Origin of the sequence: Actinomadura gamaensis (assembly GCF_042652125.1) — a bacterium.
Classification (GTDB): Bacteria; Actinomycetota; Actinomycetes; order Streptosporangiales; family Streptosporangiaceae; genus Spirillospora; species Spirillospora gamaensis.
Genome location: NZ_JBHSIT010000014.1, coordinates 128,714 through 151,295 on the forward strand (window position 1 = coordinate 128,714; position 22,582 = coordinate 151,295).

At 68.3% G+C, this 22,582-nt stretch carries 17 protein-coding genes and 1 CRISPR repeat array; of the genes, 6 read left to right on the forward strand and 11 right to left on the reverse strand.

Annotated elements, in window-relative coordinates; translation table 11 throughout:
• Positions 1-76: 76 nt before the first annotated feature.
• A complete protein-coding gene (locus ACFPCY_RS37060) occupies positions 77-1,681 on the reverse strand; it encodes a glycosyltransferase 87 family protein (RefSeq protein ID WP_378263400.1) in 1,605 nt (534 codons plus the stop codon).
• Between the two features lie 485 nt (positions 1,682-2,166).
• Between ACFPCY_RS37060 and ACFPCY_RS37065 the strand changes: the two genes are divergently transcribed.
• Genes ACFPCY_RS37065 through ACFPCY_RS37075 form a run of 3 tightly spaced genes read left to right on the forward strand, consistent with a single transcriptional unit; the run spans position 2,167 to position 5,423 of the window.
• On the forward strand, positions 2,167-2,307 hold the full coding sequence (locus ACFPCY_RS37065; RefSeq protein ID WP_378263402.1) for a hypothetical protein: 141 nt from the start codon (positions 2,167-2,169) through the stop codon (positions 2,305-2,307).
• Positions 2,308-2,351: 44 nt separating this feature from the next.
• Positions 2,352-3,584: a cupin domain-containing protein gene (locus tag ACFPCY_RS37070; RefSeq protein WP_378263404.1), complete on the forward strand. Its 1,233-nt coding sequence runs from the start codon at positions 2,352-2,354 to the stop codon at positions 3,582-3,584.
• Between the two features lie 15 nt (positions 3,585-3,599).
• On the forward strand, positions 3,600-5,423 hold the full coding sequence (locus tag ACFPCY_RS37075; protein WP_378263406.1) for an ABC transporter ATP-binding protein: 1,824 nt from the start codon (positions 3,600-3,602) through the stop codon (positions 5,421-5,423).
• Positions 5,424-6,135: 712 nt separating this feature from the next.
• On the opposite strand, the gene ACFPCY_RS37080 is transcribed toward ACFPCY_RS37075, so the two are convergent.
• The 6 genes from ACFPCY_RS37080 to ACFPCY_RS37105 form a co-directional block, all read right to left on the reverse strand.
• Positions 6,136-6,477, reverse strand: coding sequence for a hypothetical protein (locus tag ACFPCY_RS37080; RefSeq protein WP_378263408.1), 342 nt, complete (start codon positions 6,475-6,477; stop codon positions 6,136-6,138).
• 105 nt (positions 6,478-6,582) lie between these two features.
• Entirely contained in the window at positions 6,583-8,415 is a 1,833-nt protein-coding gene (locus tag ACFPCY_RS37085) for a hypothetical protein (RefSeq protein WP_378263410.1), read from the reverse strand.
• A gap of 76 nt (positions 8,416-8,491) precedes the next feature.
• A complete protein-coding gene (locus tag ACFPCY_RS37090; protein ID WP_378263412.1) occupies positions 8,492-9,745 on the reverse strand; it encodes an AAA family ATPase in 1,254 nt (417 codons plus the stop codon).
• 77 nt (positions 9,746-9,822) lie between these two features.
• The gene (locus ACFPCY_RS37095; protein ID WP_378263414.1) at positions 9,823-10,788 is read right to left on the reverse strand and encodes a MarR family transcriptional regulator; all 966 of its coding nucleotides are present in this window, start codon (positions 10,786-10,788) and stop codon (positions 9,823-9,825) included.
• 631 nt (positions 10,789-11,419) lie between these two features.
• Positions 11,420-11,917: an ATP-binding protein gene (locus ACFPCY_RS37100; protein WP_378263416.1), complete on the reverse strand. Its 498-nt coding sequence runs from the start codon at positions 11,915-11,917 to the stop codon at positions 11,420-11,422.
• Positions 11,918-12,292: 375 nt separating this feature from the next.
• The gene (locus tag ACFPCY_RS37105) at positions 12,293-13,015 is read right to left on the reverse strand and encodes an ATP-binding protein (protein ID WP_378263418.1); all 723 of its coding nucleotides are present in this window, start codon (positions 13,013-13,015) and stop codon (positions 12,293-12,295) included.
• A 159-nt stretch (positions 13,016-13,174) separates the two neighbouring features.
• On the opposite strand from ACFPCY_RS37105, the gene ACFPCY_RS37110 reads away from it, so the two are divergent.
• The 3 genes from ACFPCY_RS37110 (at position 13,175) to ACFPCY_RS37120 (ending at position 16,546) form a co-directional block, all read left to right on the forward strand.
• Positions 13,175-14,599, forward strand: coding sequence for a hypothetical protein (locus ACFPCY_RS37110; protein WP_378263420.1), 1,425 nt, complete (start codon positions 13,175-13,177; stop codon positions 14,597-14,599).
• Between the two features lie 10 nt (positions 14,600-14,609).
• Entirely contained in the window at positions 14,610-15,110 is a 501-nt protein-coding gene (locus ACFPCY_RS37115) for a GNAT family N-acetyltransferase (RefSeq protein WP_378263422.1), read from the forward strand.
• Positions 15,111-15,358: 248 nt separating this feature from the next.
• Positions 15,359-16,546, forward strand: coding sequence for an AfsR/SARP family transcriptional regulator (locus tag ACFPCY_RS37120; protein WP_378263425.1), 1,188 nt, complete (start codon positions 15,359-15,361; stop codon positions 16,544-16,546).
• A 120-nt stretch (positions 16,547-16,666) separates the two neighbouring features.
• Positions 16,667-17,364: direct repeats of the CRISPR family, unit length 37 nt; unit sequence GTTGCGATCCTCGCCCGTCCCGGAGGGCGGGCGCCAC.
• Between the two features lie 297 nt (positions 17,365-17,661).
• Here ACFPCY_RS37120 and ACFPCY_RS37125 read toward each other — a convergent pair.
• The 4 genes from ACFPCY_RS37125 to ACFPCY_RS37140 all read right to left on the reverse strand — a co-directional run bounded on the left by ACFPCY_RS37125 (position 17,662) and on the right by ACFPCY_RS37140 (position 22,582).
• On the reverse strand, positions 17,662-18,369 hold the full coding sequence (locus ACFPCY_RS37125; RefSeq protein ID WP_378263427.1) for a thiopeptide-type bacteriocin biosynthesis protein: 708 nt from the start codon (positions 18,367-18,369) through the stop codon (positions 17,662-17,664).
• A 50-nt stretch (positions 18,370-18,419) separates the two neighbouring features.
• Positions 18,420-19,493, reverse strand: a complete 1,074-nt coding sequence (locus ACFPCY_RS37130) for a lanthionine synthetase C family protein (RefSeq protein WP_378263429.1) — start codon at positions 19,491-19,493, stop codon at positions 18,420-18,422.
• Positions 19,490-22,291, reverse strand: coding sequence for a lantibiotic dehydratase (locus ACFPCY_RS37135; RefSeq protein ID WP_378263431.1), 2,802 nt, complete (start codon positions 22,289-22,291; stop codon positions 19,490-19,492). Before ACFPCY_RS37135 ends, ACFPCY_RS37130 begins: the two co-directional genes overlap by 4 nt.
• A 150-nt stretch (positions 22,292-22,441) precedes the next feature.
• Positions 22,442-22,582, reverse strand: coding sequence for an FxLD family lanthipeptide (locus ACFPCY_RS37140; RefSeq protein ID WP_378263433.1), 141 nt, complete (start codon positions 22,580-22,582; stop codon positions 22,442-22,444).

Here is a 22,582-nt window from a genome sequence, read left to right on the forward strand (position 1 = left end):
GTGCATATGAGCTCCACAGAGCTCTTCCTGAATCACCCTGGTTGGCGCGGAGACTCTCCACCGATCACAGGGCGCTTTATTCGAGGTTCTTGTAGCTGATGGGTTGTCCTTGGTTGTCGTAGGCGATGAGGGCGGCGCCGGCTTGCCTGGAGAGGACGAACGCGAACGTGCGGGTTCCGGAGGAACCTGTGGTGAGCGGGACCGGGCGGAGGGGACCGGTGCTGGTTACCCGGAGTTCGATGCGCGCCACGTCAGCTCGTGCTCGGCCCGCCGTTTTAACTGCGACCCCGTTGGTCGGCGCGATCAGGTAGCTCATCGCGGCAGCGGGCGGTGTGCTGGTGTCGCTCATCGCGGCGCGCCACCGGGCGGCGGTGAGGCCGTCGGGCGGCAGGAAGTGGAGTCTCACTATCCCAGTGGCTATCGCCACGGCGGAGGCGAGTACCGCGAGTCCGCTGAAGGCGGCGATGAGTCGGCCGGCTAGGAGATCGGCGATCCGGGGACGAGCGTTTCGGAGGCGAGCGAGTGGTGCCAGGCGGCAGGTAGCGAGCAGCCCAGTTGTGCAGAGCGCAATCGCGCAGAATCCACGCACGTCACTTGCGAGGATGTGCCCGAAGGCTCCGGGAAGGGGCGGCAAGGTGACCACCATCAGGGTGAGGATCGCGCCAGCGAGCAGGTAGGAGATCGGAGGCCGACGCGCAAACAGGAGCAATCCGGCCAATACAGTCCACTGCTGATGATGGGTCCACGACACCGGGGACACGGCCAGGCTCGCGCAACCGATCACCGCGGCGGCCTCGGTGCGAAGTCGATGGTCGGCGAGGCGCCGCGCTTGCTGGAGTGCGGTGACCGTCACGGCCAGCGACAGCAGGATCCAGGCTGCCTCCCGATGCGATGCCACCAAGGGCAGACGCAGCAGCATGCCGTTGAGTGATTGGTTTCCGGTGGCCGACAGGTTCCCTACCCGGGATGTGCTGAACACTTCGCGAGTCCAGAACGCCAACGAGTCGGACGGCAATAGCAGAGCGGCAGTAGCTTCACAGGCAATGAACACGATCGTCGCCGTGGCAGCGGCCTTCCGCCGTCCGGTGAGTAGCAGGTATGGGACGAACAGCAGCGGGGTGAGCTTCACCCCTGCGGCCAGGCCGATCAGGACGCCTTGCCAGCGCGGGGGTGTCACCTCGGCCGCATCGATCAGCGCCAGAAGGATCACCAACAGACTGACCTGGCCGAACCGCAGATTGCTCTGAGAAGGTGCGGCGAGTAGTACCAGCAGCGCGCCGAGCCCGACCACCAGACCGCGAGCCGGTGGGGTGACGCGCCGGAATGCGATGGCGGCGACCATGGGTATGAGTGCGCATGTGGCCCCGGTCCACACGACCCGCAGAACCGGTTCGCTGAGCCAGCGGATCGGCCACAGCACCAGCACGGCGAACGGTGGATAGGTAAAAGGGTCGCCGTTGGGTGCGGTGTAGGAGTACAGCGGCGCCCCGCGCGCCACCGTTTGAACGGCTCCGTAGTACACGTGCAGATCGGCTTGCCGGTCAGCGAGGGGACGATGTACCGAACTGGCCGTTTGCCATACCGCGACCGCCGCATACGCCGCAGTCAGCACTGAGACGATCCAGGCAGTGGGGATCCAGTTTCGCCGTGAACCCGGCGATCGCTCTTCTGCCTCTGTCATGTTCAGCCTGCTTCAGCTCGCCGGTGACCGGTGACCAAGAGGCACCCTACGAAGCCGACGATCAACGTCAGGTTAACGATCCGACAAGAACCTCCCACCTCCCTCCGACACGGTACGCGACATTTAAATTACTTAGCGTCACTATAGCTCACGGTCCGCAAGAAATGGAATCAGTACGTAAATAGTAGTAGTAAAGCGAAGGCAAAGTGCCGCGTCCCCATCCGGCCATCCCTGTTCGGCTAATTGTGTTGCTCTGATGACCAGGGGCTGCTAAGTGATCACTACCGCCCGCATTTACGGCAACGTAAAGTCCCCAGGTCGGTAATTGCAGAGCGTGATTCTTGGCAGTCGTTGAGTCCCTTGCACGCCATAGGTGACAACTTGGACCGTCCCCTGACTGGCCCTTTTCCCAACTTGTCGATCTTTGTATGGTCGATCTCGATCGGATCCGATCAGACCGAATCGACACGAAGGGAGGCAGGGAAATGCCGAAGTCCCTGCTCGAAGACGAGGTCACCGTGGTGACCCCTCGAATGCCGGGCCCGGTGGTCGCCGGCGACCCCACCTACGACGACGAGGACTGGTGGGACAGCCCCGGCGAGATCTACGACGACCACGACGTCTGATCCCGCGGTCATCCTGATCAAGATTCATCCGTAAGGAGCCCATCGTGGTGGAACTTCTTGCGGATCGGAAAGAGGCCGCCATAGTGCGGCCTCTTTCTGATCTCGCGCATCTCATCGCCCCCATAGATATCCCGACCTTCGAACGGGAGTACTGGGAGAAGAAATCTCTCCTCATCCAACGCAACGACCCTGACTACTATTCTCAGCTGCTAACCCTGCAGGACGTGGATCGCATCCTGTCGCTGTCCAGCGTGCGGTCGGACGGGTTGCGCGTCGTTCTCGACGGGAAGGAAACCCCTATCTCGGACTTGGTGTCTGGCGGTGAAATAGGCGGCACCAACGCTCTCGAGCGACTTTACGAAAAGTATCGAAGCGGTTCCACGGTGGTTCTTAACTCGTTGCAGCAGCGTTGGGAACCGCTGCAGCGGCTTACTCAGGCCCTGGGTGCACAGGTCAGCGCCAGGTTCGCCGTCAACGTCTACGTCACTCCCGCTGGGAATCAGGGATTCGCGCCCCACTACGACATCCACGACGTGTTCATCGCACAGGTCCACGGCTCCAAGCGCTGGCGGCTGCACGGTGCCCAAGAGCAGTTGCCCCTGAAGGACAATCCCTTCGACAGGTCTCAGTCTGTGCGGGACGATCCGGACCAGGAGTTCGATCTCAACCGAGGGGATCTGCTCTACCTGCCGCGCGGTACGGTTCACTCCGCGATGGCCAACGACACCGTTTCCGTGCACCTGACGATCGGCGTGCATCCGGTGGTTTGGGCGACGGTTCTCGAAGAAGCAATTAAAGAGGTGTTCGCCGCAGAGGTCGCGTTCCGGCGCGGCTTGCCCATGGGATTCCTGGCTAGTTCCGCAATGCAGCGCGAGGTCGAGGCCAGATTCGCCGAGCTGACCGGCCTTCTCAGCTCCCGCTTGTCGGCTTCTGAGATGCGGAGCGCGGCCGTCAAGCGAGCCGCGTCGATTTCTCATCCGACGCTGTCCGGTCATCTGCTTGACCTGGAAAAACTGGGTGAGATAACTGTGGCCACCGAGGTGCGACTCCGACGGGGGGTGCGCTTCAGTCACTCTCGTACCGAGAGTGGCGTGCAACTGGATTTCCACAACAAGACGGTCCAGCTGCCGGCGCGTGTCACCGACGAGGTCGAGTTCATTCTCGGCACCACGGGAGAGTTCTTCGCCGGTAACGACATCCCGGGAAACCTTGATGAGTCCGGGCGCGTGGTCCTGATCCGCGTCCTGGTTCGCGAGGGGCTTCTTTCCCTGGTCTAACGGCATATGTTCGCGATGGCCATTCTGCCGACTTTGAATCTGGCGATTCTATACTACGTCGGCGAATGGTCATCGGCATTTTATGCGGGAGGCTGTATGCGAAGTCGGTCAAATGCTTCTCAGGTTTCCTTTCGGCGGATCGCCGTACTCTTTGTCCCTTACCGGCGACGACTGGCGCTACTGCTGCTACTAATCCTCTCCTCATCTCTTGTCGCACTGATATCGCCATTTCTCCTGCGGCAGATCCTCGACAAGGCGATTCCGGACGGACGTCCGGGACTATTGACCGCTCTTGCTGCGGCAATGCTTCTTTGTGCGGGGGTGAACACGGCCGCCTCGGTCATACAAGCATACTTGTCAGTAGCGATCGGGCAGCGAGTGATGCGCGATCTGCGTAACGCCGTTTACGCACGCCTGCAACGTATGTCGCTGGCATTTTTCAGTCGAACTCGGACAGGAGACGTGCAGTCGCGTATTGCCAACGATATTGGCGGAATGGGGGTCACCGTCACCAGTGTCGCCAGCACGGTGGTCGGAAACCTCACGACTATGTTCGCCACGATTACTGCGATGGTTATTCTGAGCTGGAGGCTAGCGCTGGCATCGCTTCTGCTGCTTCCCGTGTTCGCGGTAATCAGTAAGCGGGTGGGGCGGGAACGCCGCAGTATAGCTAAGGATCGGCAGGAGCAGCTCGCGCACATGTCGACCATGATTGAGGAGTCTCTTTCGGTCAGCGGATTCGTGCTCGGGCGATCAATGGGACGAACTGCGGACCTCGTCAGAAGATTCAGTGAAGAGTCAGATAGGTTGACGCTTCTGACCATTCGGTCGGCTATGGCTGGGCGATGGCGGCAAGCAGTGATTCAAATGATTATGGCGGGGATGCCCGTGGTTATCTACTGGACTGCTGGCATCAGTGTGGCGCCGAATGTGCCGGCCATGTCAGTTGGCACCTTGGTGGCTTTTACGACCCTTCAGCAAGCGTTGTTCGGGCCGACCGTGCAACTTCTACAAACAGGGGTCGCCGTGCAGACCTCTCTCTCACTGTTTGAGCGGGTTTTTGAGTATCTCGACCTGCAGGAGCAAATCATCGCACCGCGTAACCCAATTTCGCTCCCACATCCTCAAGGGCATGTTCGCTTCGAGGGAGTCGAATTCTGTTACGAGGAAAGACCTGTTCTCTCTGGCATCAATCTGGATTTGCCACCGGGAACCCAGCTAGCCATAGTGGGCCCGACAGGGGCAGGGAAAAGCACTTTGGGCTATCTCGTTCCGCGTCTTTATGACCCGACCTCTGGAAGAGTGTTGATCGATGGAATCGATGTCCGCGAACTAAGTTTTGCCGATCTGGCCCGGGCGGTAGGAGTCGTTGCACAGGACACACATCTCTTTCATGCGACTATCATCGAAAACCTAAGATTCGCAAAACCTGATGCCGATCTACGCGAGATAGTTGATGCCGCGAGGGCTGCGCAGATCCACGACCTAATCGAGACATTGCCGCAGGGATATGACACCATGGTCGGTGAGCGAGGGTATCGGTTCTCTGGAGGTGAGAGACAGCGTCTCGCCATCGCTCGGACGATCCTTCGCGATCCGGCGATTCTCGTACTAGACGAAGCTACAAGCGCTCTGGATGTCCGCACGGAGTCAGCTGTCCAAGAGGCCCTTGAAAAGCTTGCACAGGGCAGGACTACGATTACCATCGCTCACCGGCTTTCAACCATCCGAAATGCTGACGTGATCATCGTCTTGGAGCAGGGAAGGATTATCGAACAAGGGACGCACGATGAACTCTCCACTCGTGACGGTAATTATGCATCGCTCTTGAAATGCTAACGATCGAGGTTCGGGTTCGCCGTCAGAAATCGATACCCTCAGTGCTTCATGGTTTTCCATTCGCGGCGGTGATTAGCAGCTGGAACGCGCGACCTTTACGGTCCGGCACGATTGCGTCATCACGAAGGCGGCCTGGTGGGTGGCCAGCGCCTGCGACAGCCCTAAGGAACTGATCGGCTACTTCTGCCAGCGGCATATCGGCCTGGAGGCGGACGGCAAGGTCATCGCCTTCGAGGGGCGCCGCGTCGGACCCGGTTTCGACGGCGAGTCGCTCGACGGCCCCACCGGCGTGATCCAGGAGACGAGCTGGCAGAGTTCGGCACCGCCCACAGCACGGCCTGTCAGGGGCGCCCGCAGGAGGGACCGTGACCGGAGGTCGCGAGCGGCAGGCCGGTCAGGCCGCCGCGTCGCAGCAGGCGGCGGTGGCGTTGCGGAGGTTGGCCAGGCCCTTGGGGTGGGACCAGCGCGCGGGTTGTTGGCGTACGGCCGGGAGCCGAAGCCGGCCAACCCGCACACCGAGCCCTGGCCGATGCCGACTTCACAACAGTTGCTGCGAGGAGTGTCTTCCATCTCTTCCGCAGGCTTCAAAGAGAGTTAAGTGCCGTAGGTCGATACGCCGGGCGGCGTGCATCCGTGCTTCTCAGCCTCACGAGGACATCAGTACTCAGGCCAGCGATCGTCCTATTGCGAAGCGTGGCGGGGCTTCAGGGGGTCAGTACGCGGGCTGGACGGAGCCGCCCATGAGGCGGCAGGCGCGCTCGTCGGTCTGGTTGAGGATCACTACGGGGAGGCGGTGAACGCCGCTGTTCAGGGCGCGGTGGATGCGGTGCCATCCGTCGATCACCAGTGGTGTGTCGGTGTGCGGGAGGGTCACCGCCAGCAGCGGGCGGGTCAGGTCGGTGGTGGCGGCGTGGCCGGGGTCTACCGCGATGACGGCACGTGCCCAGGCCAGTGGACGGATGTCGGCGTCACGGACGGGGTAACGGGCCGCGAGACGGGCGGCGGCGTCGACGTCCCAGGCCCAGCCGAGCAGGATGAACATCTCGTTGGCCATGCGTGGCCTCCCCAAGGTGCCGGTTGATGACCGGAGGTGGTCGTGGTGGCTGCGGTTCGGGTCCGGGGCGCCGGGTGGGACGGTGGCGCCCCGGACCGGTCGGTGTCAGGCGCGGCGTAGGGCGCGGGCGGCGGCGGTGCCGATGACGGCGGCGGCTTGCGCGGGGTCGGTCAGGGTGACCGTGGCGGCGCCTTCGATCGGCCGGGTCCGTCCGTTCATGGCCAGCCACAGGACTGCGCATCCGGCAGCGGTGAGCCGCTTGATGCGGTCGCGGCCCAGGTCGCGCTCGTAGTCGGGGAAGATTCCGTCGGAGACGACGACCAACAGCCGGGCCGCGCCGGGCCTTGACAGGTCCAGCGCGCCGTCGAGGGCGTCCACCGCTTCGGCGAACTGGTGGTCGCGGTCGGAGGCGGTGAACTGCGCGACGCGCGTCGGCGCGATGCCCGGATGGGTGACCGGCCGGACTTTGGCGCCGAAGATGACCGTGGCCGACTGGGCGTCGCAAACGTAGGCGGCGGCCCGGGCCAGGATCCATGCCGCTGAGGCGACCGGGTCGGCGAGGGCGCGCATCGAACCGGTCACGTCGCAGGCGATCCCGAGCCGCAGCGGCGGGGACGGCACCGGACGGCGCGTCCGTTGGGCGAAGGGTTCGGCCGTGGGGACCGCACCGGCCGCCCGCTGGGCGTCGGCGGCGAGCGCGTCGCGCATCCGCAACCGTCCGGGCGGCATCGGCGAGGTCACGGTCGTGACGACCGGTTCGCGGTGCGATGCCGACCGGAGCGCGCGTGCCAGGCGGCGTGCGGCGGCCTGCTCGGCGGGGCGGGGTGCGCGGGCCCCGGTGATCGCGGTGGGGCCGTCTCCCTCGCCCGGCTGGCAGGTGATGGTGAAGACCTTCTGCGCGGTCCGGTCGGCGCGTTCGCGGGCGTGCTGTTCGCGCGCGTGCTCGTCCTGCGTGGCCGTGCCGGACTTCGCTTTCTCCGCCCTTTCGACGCTGGCCAGAGTGGCTTGGATGGCCTCTGCGAGCGGCGTCGAGGTGCTGGGCTGTCCGTCCTTGTTCGCCTCGGTGTTCGGCGACCCGCCGGAGGGCGCGGGCTGCTCGGGGGCGGTTCCGATGGCCTCGCACCACCGGCGTCCCAGGTCGAGCATCGTGTCGCGGTCGTCGTCGTGGGCGGTGTGCGCTGCGTTCCACAGGCTGGACAGTTCGGCCAGTCGGGCGCGGCCGAGCACGTCGGCGATGGTCAGGGCGAGGTGCATCATCTCGGTGCGGTTCAGGATTCCCAGGTCGGCCCGCGCGAGCAGGAGGCCTGCCGCGCGGGCGGCGTCCCATGGCGTCATCGCCGCACCCGGTATGCCTCCCGGAGCGCCCGGGCCACTGGCCGGGCCGGTGGCGTGCTGGGGCGTCCCGGCGGACGTTCCGGCGGAGGTTCCGGCCGAGGCGGTCGCAGCGGTCGGCGTTCGCGCGGCGAAGTCGGCGAGGATGAGATGGCTGGCCGAGGCCCGCAACCAGCGCCGGTCGGTGGGACGGCGGCGAAGTTGCGCGGCTTCGATGCGGGATTCTTCGAGCATCAGCGCGGCCTCCACGTAGGCGGCGGGCGCGCCGGTCGTGTGGCTCCAGCGGGTGTGGGCGGCGTGCGCGGCCTCGTGCACCAGCACGCCCCACAGCGGCGCGTACCGTTCGCGGTCGGCGGGGCGGGACGGGTCGCAGGAGTCGGGGGCGTGTCCCAGGTAGGTGCCGTCCAGTTCCACGGTGGCCAGGGCCGGGATGAAGCATCCGGGCGACCCGCGCCCTTTGCCGGGGGCGCAGGTGACCGTCAGGTCCTCGCGGTCGGCCAGGTTGCACACCTCCTCCGACAGCGCCGCTGACAGCCGCAGCCATGCGCCGCGCGGGTCAGCGGACGGGACGGGGGCGGGCGTGGTGATCACGTGGGTACTGGTCATGGGATCCTCCGATGGCGATGCGAAGCGTGCGGGGCGTTGCGGGGATGCGCGGACGGTGGCCGGTGGGGGCGGCCGGTCAGATCTGCTGGCCGAGGGACAGCGGGGTGATCGCGCGTCCGTAGACCGCGCTGAGGACTTCCGCCACGACTTCGCGGTCGTCCTCGGGTGCGACCCCGAGGAGGTTCGCCACGGCCGCCTCGGGCCCGAGGACGCCTGCGATCTTCTGGAAGGCGATCAATTCGCGCAGTTGCGGCGCCCAGCCGATCTCCCCGGATTCCTGCCGTTTGGCCAGGTTGCGGGCGACCCGGACCGCGCGCGGTTCGATCTTCAGCGTCCGGGCCAGGTCGTAGTCGGTGGAGACCCTGATCTGTGCGGCGAACCGGGACGCCAGCGCCTCTGTCAGCACCGCGCCGTGAACGCCGGGGTTGTGCCCGGCCACCACGTAGAACCCCGGCGTGGCGGTGATCGTCTCGCCCTTGTGGGCCTTGACGATGATCTGGCGCCGCCCGTCCATCGCGGGGTACACCACCGCCAGCACCTTCGGGGAGATCAGCGTGGCGTCGTCGATCAGCAGGGCGCGACCCTCGGTCATCGCGGTCACCAGCGGCCCGTACACGAACTCATAGCCGCCACCCGCCGCCTGCGTGTACTCCCCGATGAAGTCCGAGACGGTGGTGTCGCCGTCCCCGGCCACGGTGATCAGGTCCGGGAACGCCGCCTCGATCAGCGAGGTCTTCCCGGTTCCCGGCGGCCCGTACAACAGGGCGGGGATGGACGCCGCCCGCAGTTTCTGCAACGCCGCGACGTCGGGCAGGTCGGCCAAGGTACGCGGGTAGTACGCCTGCCCGTTCGGACGCGTCACCGTCTCACCTCGCCGGAAACTCCGTTCGGCAGTCGGCGCGGCGGGCGGCGCAGTGGCCGGGCCCGAGGCCGGGCTGTTGGGCGGGCTCGCGGGCGGGCTGTGGGTCGGGCTGGCGGCTTTGACCGGTTCGGCTGAACCGGCGGTACCGCCGGTGGTGGTCGCGTGCACGGTGGCGGGCAGTGCCCGAAAGCGGCGCGGGTTGGCACCGACCTGCTCGGCCTGTCCGTTCCTCAGCAGGGTGGACAAGGCGTTGGCCACGGCCCCGGACGACCGGCCCAGGGTGCGGGCGATTTCACCGGGCGTGAAGGCCTCCCCCGGTCGGGCGACCAGGTGCGCGGCGACCCGGCGCCGGAGTTCGCCCTGTCCTAGGCGGGGCACCGAACCGGTTCCGGTGCCCGGCGTTCCCGGCGCGGTCGGCGTGGTGGGCATGGTGGGCGGAGTGGCAGCGGTGTCGGAAGTCGTCGTCATGTCAGCGTCCAATCGCGTAGCGCGGCGTGAAGGTCGGTCGGGAAGGGGGCGCTGGTCGGGCGCCCCGTAGCGGCGGGTCAGCGCCCGCTGGGGGCCATCGCGGGCGGCGTGGCGGACGGCGTGGCGGACGGCGCGGCCGCGTCTCGCACGGCCGCGAACCGGCGAGGACGTTCGCACACCAACTCGGCCTCACCCGCCTCCACCAGCCGGTCGAGCGCGTTGGACACCGCCCCAGCCGAATGCCCCAGCGCTTTGCCGATCTCGTGCGGGGTGAACTGCAACGCCGGGTAGGCGGAAAGGTGCGCGGCGACCTTCGCCCGCATCTGCCCCGGCAGGGACCGGGGTTGCCCCGACGCGCTCCGCGCCCGTCCATGGACCACACCCCGCACCAGGCGGCGCGCCCGTCCCGACCCGCCGTAGACCGCGTCCATGGCCGACAGCGCGTCGGCACCGTTCCCGGCGTCCAACGCCGCGAGCGCCGCCGTGATCGCCGCGCCCATCGCGCTCAGCGCCGCGCGCGCCTCCGACAGGGCTTCCGCCTCGAACCCGGCGTCGACCGGCTCGCCGGTTCCGGTGGCCGTTGCCGAAGGCGCGGCGTGCAGCGCGTCGCCCGCGTTCGGCGCTCCGGGGTCCGTAGGCGGCGCGGTGTCGGTGGGCGGCGCGGTGTCGGTGGGCGGCGCGGTGTCGGCCGTGTCAGGCGTGTCGTCACCGGCGACGGTCGGGGCGGGTGCGGTGGTGGTCGCGGTCCAGGTGTCGGGGCGTCGGCGGTTGTTCTCGTCCCGACCGCCTCGGGTGCGGATGGCCCGTCCGTCGCCTTCCATGACGGCCAGGGCCCGCGCCACGGTGGCGCGGCTGACCTGTGCGGCTGTGGTGATGGTGGTGACCGTCGCGCCGGGGTTGACCACCAGCGCGTCCCACACGGCGCCTGCCGCCCCGTCCGGTCGCCCGGGCCCGGAGGGGACGGCGGGCCCGCCCGGGACGGTGGCGGCGTTGTCAGCGCCCGTGTCGGCGCCAATGTTCGCGTGAACATTCTTCGCGGTCATGTCGGCTCCTATTTCGTTTCGGCCGCCGAATTTCGGCGCCGTCCCCCGAAGGGAGCTCGACCATTTCTCGACGCGCCACGACCACGCAAGCATCTCCGGCGCGTTTTTATTCATCTCAACGGTCAAATATCGCCGCCCGCCCGCCCCCCGTCGCCATGATCCAATAATGCGGCAAACTCTTTTATGGATGAGAAGTAGGTTTATCTCGCACGAGAGGACCGCCGGGCACCATGCCAGGCGAGAGCAGCAGCTGCAACCGCCCCCGAAGGTTCAACTCACCTCACGACCTCGACTTCTCATCGCCCTTCCTCTCCTCACCTCAGCCAGCGCATCAACCTCTTCTCGCCGGAGACTCGTCTTCATGTAGTGAGAGATAGAGGAGTGAAAGGAGTACGGGGAGTACCGGGCCAAGGAGCCAGCGGATCGAAGGGGGAAGTGGGTGGGCCGACGGCGAGAGCGGGCATTGGTGTATCCCACTGGGGATAGTCGCCCCCGCCATCGGCCCACCCGGCGCCGCCCTGACCTGCCCGAACCGTCTGCGGCACCGGTGCCGGTCATAGGCGGGCCGGGCATTGGCTCCCGGAACACACCCCCGCCTGGCCCGGCTAAAACGGCACCTTGGCCCGCACCGTCATCGGACCGGCGGCTCATGGCCACCGCCACGGCACGCCCAGCCTGAAGGAGCGTTCACAGCCACGTCCGCCCAGACCAGATGGCCGGTCTCCGGCGTCCCGCACACTCCCCACCCGGCGGACAGATCCGAGACCGCGCGCAGGCCCCGGCCACCGACGGCGAGCGTGGGCCGGGCCGCCGAGGACACCGGGCGCGGGACACCACGGCCTCCCAGGTCCTGGACCGCGATGCGCATCAGGCGGCCCCGCCGCACCTCGACGCCGAACCAGCCGCCCGGATCCCCCGAGCGAGAATGCAGCAGCGCATTGCTGATCAACTCGCACGCGATCAGTTTGGCGTCGTCCTCGCGCTCGGACTCCGCGAAGAAGCTACCGACGAACGATCGCGCCGGCTTCGCCTGGTCCCCGCGTCCCGGAAACACCAGCCGCCAGGATAGAGCCTGTCCCCCGTGCAACCATTCCTTGGCTGTGATCGACACGTTGCTCTGGTGCTGCATCGTTGGAACACCTCCCCGAATGCCGCCGCCCGCTCTCATTCGCGGACGAGCCGAACGGCACGGACACATCGGCGCTCACCTCTTGCAGTCCGTCAAGTCGATAACCGCTCACACCGATATGGGCCGCCAAACGTGCCGCGATTACTTCACCCGCGGCCTCCCACTCCTCAATGAGGGCGACACTTTCTCCCCACCCCCACCAGAACCAACCGTGCGCACTGAGAATGCGGGCCGAGGCAACCCGCGGGCTTGCCACCAGCAGTCGGCAACGCCCTGCGGGAACCTCGCAGAAGGCGGTCAGCTCATGGCGCTTACGAAGAACCTCAGCGAGCGCTTCGAGCTCGACCGGACCGCGCTCCGCCAGATACCAGCCGGTCACACCAGCGGGGGACGCGCGGCCCCGGTCACCGCGCGCATCGCCGCCCCGTTCCCCGGCCCCGGGGAGGCGTCGTCGAAATCAGCCAGCGCTCCGCTGAACCCTGCAACGAGGCATGCGTCCCCTGCCGGCCCACCCTTCGGACTGAGAAGGACCCGCACCCGGTACCCCGCGCCGCGCCGACGGATCGACCACCTGGTCGCGAACGCACCGACGATCTGCAGACCGCGGCCGCTCGTACTCGCCAGGTCCACCTTGCGCAGCCGCGGAGCCGAGCCGGGACCGTTCCCCGAGTCGGTCACCGTCACAACGACGCGGCGCCCGGGAAACCGGCGGACAGTGACCGCGACCGGATCGTTGTCTCTCGACCCGTGCACGATCGCGTTCGCGACCAGCTCGCTCACCACGGTGCGCGCCGCATCGCCGCACGGGTGCGCCGAGCCGAGCCGGTCGTGCAGCCACGTCCTGGCCGTGGCCACCTGCTCCGGGACCGCGGGCACGATCAGCCGCTCCGACACCAGCAGGGTGCCCAGCGCCCGGCAGCCGGCGGCGGCAGCGGACGCCACGCGCCAGAGCGCCGGCGAGGGGACACGGCCGTGGATCGAGATGATCGATCGTGAAGCCTTCATCTTCGGGCCTCTTCTGTTCGAGATGCGAGTGCTTGGCTGCCAGCCACGGAACGAGCGCGGTACCGGGCAGCAGTGGAAACCCTGCGCCGTCACGCTGCGTTGATGGCAGACCGCCTGAGCGTGAACGTGGTGACGGTGACCGATGAACCCGTGAAGGCGGTGAAGGTCGGCCGGGCAACCCGGGTTCACTCACCCCGCGCACGCTGAGCGGAGCTACCTTGCTCCCAAATGCCGATTCGGCGCGGAGATCACATGAGCGCGAAACAAACGCTTCTCAACGAATACCTGGAACGTCTGAACTGGACACCACGGGAGCTGGCGCATGCGATCAACGCCTGGCTGGAGGCACGCGGCCGGACCTCCGACCGGATCCATCCGACGACGCCGTACCACTGGGTCGCCAAGGGGTTCCGCCCCTACGCGCCGTACCCGCAGATCGTCGCCCAGGTGCTGTCGACAGAGCTGGGCGGTGCCATCTCCCCCGGAGACCTCTGGCCCGGACGGCCCGAACTGGACCGGCACCAGCCCGCATCCGCGATCGCGGCCTTGGCAGCCGACTGGGACGTCGACGAAGTGATCGCCAAGGTCTCAGAGCTCATCCGCGAAGACCCTGACCGCCGCGTCCCCTCCACCGGCGTCCCCCTGATCACCGCCGCCCTCGACGGCATCCGCCATTCCCCGCCCCGCCTGATCGGCAGCACCGGCAAGGACGCCGTCCGGCCCGCGCTCATGACCCTCATCGCGCGGCACATCGCCGACCTCCGCCTCCTCGACGACCAGGCCGGCGGCGGAGCCCTCAACCTGCGCTACGTCAACGGCGAGCTGCACGCCGTCCTCGATCTGCTGCGCAACGCCTCCGCAAGCGCCGACATCCGCGAACGCCTCCTGCTGGCGACCGCAGACCTCGCCCAACTGTCCGGCTGGATGTTCTGGGACTCCGGCCACCACGCCGCCGGCCAGCGCTACCTCCTGCTCTCCGTCCGTGCCGCACGCGCAGCAGCCCAGTCCTCCAGCCCCCAGCTCCGCCAGGTCGCGACCGAAAGCGCCGCCAATACCCTGGGCATGCTCGCCTACCAAAGCGCCCACAGCGGACAGCCCGCAGACGCGATCCGCATCGCCGAAGCCGCCACCGACCACAACACCCACGCCTCGCCGGGCACCCGCGCCCGGTTGAACGGCCGACTCGCCACCGCCCAGGCCGCCATCGGCGACGTCCACGCCTTCCGCAACGCCGCCCACCAGGCCAAAGCCCTTCTCCACACCCGCCGCCAGGCCGACGACCCGCCGTTCCTCTACTACCTCAACGCCGACCAACTGGCCGCCGAGACCGGACAAGCCCTCATCGACCTCGCCAAGCACAACCCGGGCCAGGCACGCGCACTGCTCAACGAAGCCGTCGATCTGTTGACGCCGCTGTCCTCCACCGGCCTGCGCAACGAATACCAGCGCTCTGCTCTGCTGCACGGCTGCTACCTCGTCCAAGCCCACCTTCAGCTGCACGATCTGGAAGCCGCCGTCCAGACCCTGCGCAAGGCGACCGAGCGCCTGCCCGGCGTCCAGTCCGTCCGCTGCCAATCACTGCTTCGCCAACTACGCCGCACCTTCGCCCGCCGCGCCCGCAACCCCTACGTGGCCGACCTACTCCCCGAACTGGATGATGCACTCCGCAGTGCGTGACCATGGAGCAATGGCCCAGGCCCCGCCCCCCGCCGATCACGACCACCAACTCGACCTGCGCCCCCGCCCCTACGACCACCCCGACGCCCGCCGCCTCACCACCGAGCTCTACCGCGAACAGCTCGCCCGCTACGGCTTCGCCGACGCCCCCGACGACCTGCCCGACAGCTTCGCTCCCCCCACCGGGCTCTTCCTGGTCGCCTACCAGGACGACACCCCCTGCGCCTGCGGCGGCATCCAGGCACACGCCCCTGGCGTCGCCGAGATCAAAAAGCTGTACGTCGCCTCCACCCACCGACGCCACGGCCTAGGCCAGCGCATCCTCACAGCATTGGAAGACGCCGCACGCGCCATCGGCGCCGAGCGCATCATCCTGGAAACCGGCTCACGCAACGTCGAAGCCCTAGCCCTCTACACCCACGCGGGATACCACCCGATCCCCGCCTACCGGGACCGCGACACCGCCATCAACCGCGCACTGGCCAAAGACCTCTCCCCTGGCTCAGACTGAGCGACCCTCGTCGGTTCGCCCGCCTGCACGCCGGCGAGTTCGGTGCCCAGCCCCAGCCGGCGACACAAGGTGATCGTTTCCGCTCATTGAGCGGTTGTCAGCATCAGCTGTTCAGACTCGGCTTGTCCTGGCGACAGCCCAGCACGCACGGGCTTCCCGCCGGCTGCAAGCAGCCGCTAGTTCGGCCGCGCCTGGCGAGAAGTCGGCGTGCGCGATTCGTCCGGCCGACGCCACAGCCGACACCGGATTTGATCACCGCAATCGACCTGCGAGCGGAGATCGCGATGAAAACCAGTCAAGGCACGGGCGCGCTGCTTCGAAGGAGGCCGTTGGGCCTCTGGAGCATGAAAGGTCATCGTGATTCGGCGAGCGGAGGTCCTGCCACGCCACCGGTTCTCGCGCTCAGCCTGCTGAGCCTGTGCGGGTTCCTCTTCTTCCGCGGATTCGGTCACAGCCCGCTCGGAGATCGGCAGAAGACCCCCGGGCAGCGACGCGCGGCGTTGAAGCGGCCCGTGCAGTATGCAGCGGCGCGTTCGTCGCTCGTCAGCTCCAAAAGCACAAACCGGCGACTCACCGCCGCAGCCGACGTGGCAACCGGCACCGCGATGCCCACCCGGCCACAGGAAACAACGCTCAAACCGGGACGACCGAACGCCCCAGAGGGCCGGGTCATCATCCGAGTGGGCCGCGGACACCTGGAAGGCCCTCAAGCAAACCTCAGCCTCGACCGCGCCGGCAAGGCACTGGAACTCCTGATCCTGCTGCTGGAGTACCGAGCCGGCCTGACACGCCTGCTCGCCTACGACCTGCTGTGGCCAGAGGCCAATCCAGCAACTGACCGAGAATGCTTCCACGGCCCCCTCCGCGAACTTCGCGGCAAACTGTGCCAAGCCCTCGGCCTTCCCAGTTCGTCAGGCAAGGTCGTCGTGCAGCGCCTCGGCACCGGCTACCGCCTCAACCCCGCCCTCATCACCTCCGATCTCTGGGAGATGCGCGACGCAATCAAGAAGGCAGCCGGGACCTACGACCAGGCAGCGAAGCTCGCCCTTCTGCTCGAAGGACTCGCCGCAATCGACGACCAACCCGCCAGCTTCGATGCCCGCCTGCGCGCACCCGCCAAGAACCTGCGAAACAGCATCATCGCGGCCCGCCCCCAGCTCGCCGACCTGGAAACCGACACCGACAGCGCCCTCACCCACCTCGACGCGGCAATCGACACCTCACCGACGACCGAGGGACTGTACCGGTCGAAGATGCAACTCCTCGCCCACGCCAACCGGCCCACCGAAGTCCACGGAACCTACGGACAACTCTGCGAGCAGCTCAGCGAACACACACCTCACGCGCATCCCTCTACCGCCACCACCGAGTTCTACCGCCACCTGTGCGACCTCGCCGCCTCCCAACCAGCCTCGTCCCAAAGCGCGCGATCGTAGACACGGGGCAGACCGACGATCGATACGCGCGAGGAGATCGAAACGTTGCGCCCCGCGCCCGCCCTGAAGGACGAGCACCACCGCCGACGCCCGCGACCCAATCGACTTGGCCCACTTGGTGTTCCGATCCTCGCCCGTCCCGAAGGGCGGGCGCCACGCGGACCACTGGGCCCAGACCGACCGCCAGGCCATCGCGTTGCGATCCTCGCCCGTCCCGGAGGGCGGGCGCCACCAGAACGCGATCCGAAGCCTGAGAGACGAAGGGTGGGTGTTGCGATCCTCGCCCGTCCCTGAGGGCGGGCGCCACGCGGGCTGGTACAGCGCGCTGCCGCTGTAGGTGAGGTAGTTGCGATCCTCGCCCGTCCCGGAGGGCGGGCGCCACGACGGCGGACGCGGCGGGCGCCGGGCAGGTCCCGCTATTGCGATCCTCGCCCGTCCCGGAGGGCGGGCGCCACGGCGTGAAGCGGACCGTCATAGAGATCGAAGTAGACGTTGCGATCCTCGCCCGTCCCGGAGGGCGGGCGCCACTCGGCCAGCTCCTCCAGCGCCCGCCCGTACTTCTTGTTGCGATCCTCGCCCGTCCCGGAGGGCGGGCGCCACGGTGACGCGATCTCCGTCATGTCCGCGATCTTGGAGTTGCGATCCTCGCCCGTCCCGGAGGGCGGGCGCCACCCCTCGTCCGGGCCCTCGTCCGGGCCGTCGTCCGGGCCGTTGCGATCCTCGCCCGTCCCGGAGGGCGGGCGCCACTCTGCGGAGCCTCCTCGTTGGGCCGCTCGACTACGTTGCGATCCTCGCCCGTCCCGGAGGGCGGGCGCCACGGTACTTGAACAGGCCAAATAACGCGGAGTCATCGACTCATGCCTGCACTGTTCCGCTCGTTGTGGCACAAACTATCCCAGAACACCTTCGGAACCTGCCAGGGATTTGATGGGTACTGGAGGTTCCGAAGCGGCCTGGGGCAGGTGTTCCCGGCGAGGAAGATCTCTTTGGCTTCGGGCCGTCGTCAACGGGCGTCAGGCCGCGCTGGGGCCGATCAGGGGCTTGCCAGCTTCGGGACGCCTGTGTTGGCAGCGTTCTGATCAGCCGGTGTGGGGGAAGACGGCTTCCTTGGCTGCTTAGGCGAGGAGTGCCTGGGTGGGTGCGGGGATTCCGATGCGGCTCCAGTGGAAGATGACGTGCTGGGCGGTGACGGCGCGGATTCCTCGGGTGAGTTGGCCGGTGTTTCGCAGGGTCCGTAGTTGCCGTCCTGCCCTTTGGAATGCGGCGAGCCAGTCTTCGGCGATCGCGTGTGGGCGTGGGTTGCCGAGGAGAAGGTCGCGGACGCTGGTGGTGTGGGCGTTCCAGGTGGCAGGGTCGGGGGGTTCTTGTCGGAGAGGGGCGCGCTGGTCGGCGAGTCGGGCCCACACGTCGCCTTGCTCGCCGAAGTCCAGGCCTGCTTGGCGCATGAGGGCGGTGCAGAGGATGAGGGAGTGTTCTCGCCGGTCGGTTGGGGTGCCGTTCAGGTAGGTGAGCAGGTGGTGGCTGTCGGCGTGGAACAGTTGGTGGGCGGTGTTCATGCTGGCGATGCCGCCGAAGGCGTGGATCTCCGGCTCGTAGATGTCTCCGATCGCTTCGACATCCGGCGCGGCGAGTTGGCGTTGAAGGGATTGGTCGGCGTTGTGGGCATCGGCTGGGAGGTAGCGGACGCGCCAGTGGCCTTTGCGGATGAAGAACCATGAGGTGATCAGACCGTCTGCTTCGGCGTCGGGCAATATCCGGGCCAGGTGGGTGATCGCTTGGTGTTCTCGTTGGTGCGGGGTGGCGCCGGGGAAGGCGATGTTCACTTGCCTCCAGCAGGTCTCTTGCATCGGCGGGCCCCTTTTCGGTGGGTGGTCTAGCAGAGCAGCAGGCAGGCGTCCCAGGAGGTCGTGAGGCCTGCGGTGGCCAGGGTGGCTCCGGTGGTCCCGTCGAGGAGGCCGAGGGGCGGGACCGGCGGGGCGGTGGTGCGCTGGTGTCGGTGCAGCAGCGGCGTGGTGGGGATGGGGGTGAGTGCGTCGGCGGCGATGCGGCGTCCGGTGGCGAGGAGGCCGCCGGTTCCGTGGCAGAGGCCCATGCCGGTGAGCCGGTCCAACTGGTGGGGGTCGTTCACGCAGGCGGTGAATGCGGTTTCGGCGGCGTGTTGGCGCGCGGTGTCGTGGAGGGCACGGGCGGCGAGTTGTTGGGCGCGGGTGATGCCGAGGGTGCCGTAGCACCAGGAGGGACGCGGCGGCTCCGGCTGCCGGACGGTCCCGCGGTCGAGGTCGTCGAGGGTGCAGATCTCGGGCCACCAGCGGAGGTCGCCGGTCTGGTGTTCCCACTGGTCGAGCCAGTCGCAGATGCGGGTGATCGCTGCGCGTTGTCGGTCGACCTCGATGCCGTCGGTCAGGGTGAGGGCCAGAAGCGCGAGCGGTCCGGTGATGCCGTGGGCGAGGCCGTGGTTGCTGTGGCCGCCGACAGGTCCTGGTCGGGTGCGGTCGGGGCCGGTGGGGCACCACCAGCCGGGTAGGCCGTCGAGGGGTTCGGTGAGTCTGGTCAGGTAGGTCAGCACCTCGCGGAGCAGCTCGAGGTCGCCGATGCGGCGCAGGACGACCCCGAGTCCGGTCAGGCCGCGGATCAGGTCGTACTCACTGGTGACCGGTCGTTGACGGTGGTCGATGCGGCGGTGCGCGGTCTCCAGGCGTCGGCGGGTGACGGTCGCGGTGCCCGTTGCGGCGATCGCTTTGGCCCGGGTGATGCTCGGCTGGTCGATGGTCGCGAGGACGTAGGCCAGGGCGGGAGCGCCGTAGTAGAGGCTGGCTCCGCCGGCGATGCTGACGCCGTCGGCGACGGCCGCCCTCAGGGCCGTGTGCGCGGCGGGCCAGTTGCTGGTTTCCAGGTGCAGCAGGACGGTGCCGAGCGCGCCGTCGGCGAGGTTCTGCGCGCTGGTCATGGTGTTCGGCGGGTGAGGTGGCTGTGGGCGATGGCGCGGGCCAGGCGCAGGCAGTGCTTCTCGGACGCGCCGTCGACGCCGATCGTGCGGGCGTGGTGGAGGTGCAGCAGGTCGGCGAGGATCTGGTCGGTGTCCAGGCCGTCTCGTTCGGCGTGCGCCCGGTACGCCGCGAGCGCCGTGGTCAGCGCCCCGGTCGCGGCGTCCTGCGGCGGCGGGCGGCGGGCGTGGGTCAGCTGGATGGGGTCCAGGCGCGGGCCACTGCGGTGCGGGACGTGGTGGGCGAGCCAGGTCAGGCCGTCGCCGCCGGTGAAGCCGTCCGCGATGGTGATCATCCCTGCGGCTGTGGTCGCTTGCCGGTCGCCGGAGAGCCGTCGCAGGACGGCGCGGGAATCGGCGGCGAAGACCGCTTCGGCGGCGGCGAGAGTGGAGCCGGTTCCGTGGCGGGTTTCGGGGTGGTAGGTCGCCAGGGTGTGGTCGGACAGGAGACCTTCGTCCTGCAGGTGCTCGGCCCATCGGGCGATCTGGCGGGCGGTGTCGGCGAACTGGCCGGGGTCGCGCAAAGGGATTCGTAGTCGCAGGTGCGGTGTCGGGGTGGGGCAGCGCAGGAACCACCAGCCGTCCGGGAGGTCGGGGTGGTGGGCGAGTTGGGAGAGGATGTCGTCGACTCGTCCGGCCAGCCGGGCGCCCACCCAGCGCGACAGGCCGGGCCGGTGCCGGACGGTGCTGGCGGGACGTGCCGTGCGGGGTGGGGTGCGGTGCCGCACCGGGGCGGCGGCGGTGAGGGTGAGCAGGAGTTCGGCGGGTCGTCCGGCCAACCATCCGGCAGGTTCGGGGGCTTCGGTGAGCATCGCCCGGAGGTGCCGGTCGAGGTGACTGCGTAGCAGCGCGAGGTGGGCCGGTTCGTCCAGGTCGAGCCGCAAACGCATGTCGCCGTCGCTGTCACCGTCGCCGAGCAGCACCTGTTGCGGCAGCCGCAGCCGTGCGCGGTGCCGCTGCCAGGCGAGGTACCAGTGCCGCCAGGACGCGGCGCGGTCGGGCAGGGTGGTTCGGGCAATGTTCCAGCGGGCCGGACACAGGACGGCGCGGTCGCGTCGTAGCCGTGGCAGGAACGGCAAGTCGCGGGCGTGGCCCCAGTCGAATCTGGCGCAGGGGGCGGTCCAGGCCGTCCAGATCTCGGTGAGGAACCGGACGAGTGGCTGCTGGAGTCCCAGCAGCACGCTGTTCAGCAGGAGCGGTTCGACCGGCCGTCCGGTGGCGCGGGACACCAGCCACAGCCGTTCGCCGTCGCCGGCCACTGCCAGGTCCTCCACGGTGCGGCCGGGGCCGGCGTGGAAGTCACCGACCGGCAGGACGGGCAGCAGCTCGGGAGTGCGGGCGACCGCGGCGAGGCGGCTCTCCAGGGGCAGCGCGGCCAACTGCACCAGCTCGGCGCCCGGCAGGACGGTCGGCAAACAGGCGTAGGTACTGCGGAAACGTTGCAGCTCGCGCGAGGTGAGCAGGTGCAGGAACCGGGCCGCGGCAACCCCGGCGTGCCGGGCACCGCTCACCACCGTCAGCGTGAACGCTCCTTGATCCAGATCGTGGAGTGTGGCGGCGGCGAGCGTGAACCGCAGTTCGGTGTGCGGGATCGGCGGCCGAGCGTCGTCGCCGCGCAGCGCGGCGACCACATCGTCATCCAGGACGACTTCGGTACCACCGTCCAGCGCCGAGCGTTGGGCGAGCTCGGCCAGCAACGCGTCGCGCGCGGTGAAGGCGTCGGGTTCGCGATGAACGAAGCCGCGATACCCGGCAGGGAAGCCGAGCACGTTGAGGACTTCGCGGAGCGGGACGGCCGCGCCCGGGCCCCACCGGTCGATGAAAGCGTGATGGTAGGCGGCCCAGCCCGGCAGCTGCGGTGCGACAGCGGCCAGGGTGCGCGCGGCCTCGCATGCCTCGGCGACGACCGCCGTGGGCAGCGTCACCGAGCAGTCGAGCCGCCGGTCGAGGACGATCCGCTCGCCGGGAGCAGGCAACATGCGATGGTTCTCCCGCAGGTGGCGCGCCAGGTGGGCGGTCGGGTCGGTCACGGTCATCGGCGCCCGGACCGCCGACAGCAGAACCCCGGCGTGGACGAGCGCCACCAGCAGCCGATCGGCCTCCGCTCTTGCGCCGGGCAGCTCGATGCTGAGCTTGGCCGCCAACTCCTCGAACCCAATCGGTGAGCGAGCTGCTTCGATCGCCGACCGCACGGGCTCGGTCAGGCTGATCTCGACGTCCCACATCCGGTCGTCTCCAGTGCGGGCGCAGGGCAGCACCCATGCTCGGCCGCGGCGGTGTCCCAACGCGTTGGTCACCACCGCGGCGGTGCGAAGCGTCGGCAGGTCGTGCTCGGCGAGGGCGGTCTGCTCGGCGATGTAGTGCTCGTCGGGCCGTGTGACGTCCTCGTGCCGCTCGCCCCACCGGACACTTGCGCGGGTGCCGAGTTCGACCGGTGCGACGCCGGCGAACTGGCCGAACGGAGTCGCGCGGGTGGTCCACCTCAGTAGGTACCGGATCGTGGTCTCCATCAGGCGGCGGAGCCTGCGCGTCCGGATCGGGCCGCCTTCCACGACTCGGGTGATCTGGGCGGCCAGCTGGGGCGTGGCGGAGGCGACGGCGGCCGCGAACCCCGGCAGCGCCCATGCCTCACCCAGCCACTGCCGCCAGGGGCCGGGACGGTCGCGGGTCAGGTCCGGCCACGGAGGAAGGCGCAGGTCGTGCGGGTAGGCGGCGGCTCTGATCAACGCCGCGCCCGTCGCTTGGAAGGTCGCCTCAAGCATGGGGCTCACCGGTTCCGGGAAGTGGCGCAAAACGCCTGGATCGGGGCCCGGCCTTGGCGGAAGGCCGGGCCGGCGACGCACAACAGTTCGATCAGCCGGGCTCGCGGGGGCGGCCGGGGCCAGGGTCGGTGGTCAGTCGTGGTTGGCGGGTCAGTAGGCGTTACCGGTGCAGGCGTCCGAGCCGGTGTTGCCCGAGCCGCAGCCGTCGTCGGTGCTGGTGGCGTGGCCGCCCGCAGCGGGTCCGGCGTCGACCAGACGCACGTCCAGCTGATACTCCTGCTCGTTCTCCAT

What these genes read in the sequence shown, in the direction of transcription:
- ACFPCY_RS37085 (WP_378263410.1), bottom strand. Translation starts at nt 8,415, where the DNA reads ATGACCAGTACCCACGTGATCACCACGCCCGCCCCCGTCCCGTCCGCT.
- ACFPCY_RS37090 (WP_378263412.1), bottom strand. Translation starts at nt 9,745, where the DNA reads ATGACGACGACTTCCGACACCGCTGCCACTCCGCCCACCATGCCCACC.
- ACFPCY_RS37100 (WP_378263416.1), bottom strand. Translation starts at nt 11,917, where the DNA reads ATGCAGCACCAGAGCAACGTGTCGATCACAGCCAAGGAATGGTTGCAC.
- ACFPCY_RS37065 (WP_378263402.1), top strand. Translation starts at nt 2,167, where the DNA reads ATGCCGAAGTCCCTGCTCGAAGACGAGGTCACCGTGGTGACCCCTCGA.
- ACFPCY_RS37130 (WP_378263429.1), bottom strand. Translation starts at nt 19,493, where the DNA reads ATGACCAGCGCGCAGAACCTCGCCGACGGCGCGCTCGGCACCGTCCTG.
- ACFPCY_RS37060 (WP_378263400.1), bottom strand. Translation starts at nt 1,681, where the DNA reads ATGACAGAGGCAGAAGAGCGATCGCCGGGTTCACGGCGAAACTGGATC.
- ACFPCY_RS37080 (WP_378263408.1), bottom strand. Translation starts at nt 6,477, where the DNA reads ATGGCCAACGAGATGTTCATCCTGCTCGGCTGGGCCTGGGACGTCGAC.
- ACFPCY_RS37075 (WP_378263406.1), top strand. Translation starts at nt 3,600, where the DNA reads ATGGCCATTCTGCCGACTTTGAATCTGGCGATTCTATACTACGTCGGC.
- ACFPCY_RS37140 (WP_378263433.1), bottom strand. Translation starts at nt 22,582, where the DNA reads ATGGAGAACGAGCAGGAGTATCAGCTGGACGTGCGTCTGGTCGACGCC.
- ACFPCY_RS37115 (WP_378263422.1), top strand. Translation starts at nt 14,610, where the DNA reads ATGGCCCAGGCCCCGCCCCCCGCCGATCACGACCACCAACTCGACCTG.
- ACFPCY_RS37095 (WP_378263414.1), bottom strand. Translation starts at nt 10,788, where the DNA reads ATGACCGCGAAGAATGTTCACGCGAACATTGGCGCCGACACGGGCGCT.
- ACFPCY_RS37135 (WP_378263431.1), bottom strand. Translation starts at nt 22,291, where the DNA reads ATGCTTGAGGCGACCTTCCAAGCGACGGGCGCGGCGTTGATCAGAGCC.
- ACFPCY_RS37110 (WP_378263420.1), top strand. Translation starts at nt 13,175, where the DNA reads ATGAGCGCGAAACAAACGCTTCTCAACGAATACCTGGAACGTCTGAAC.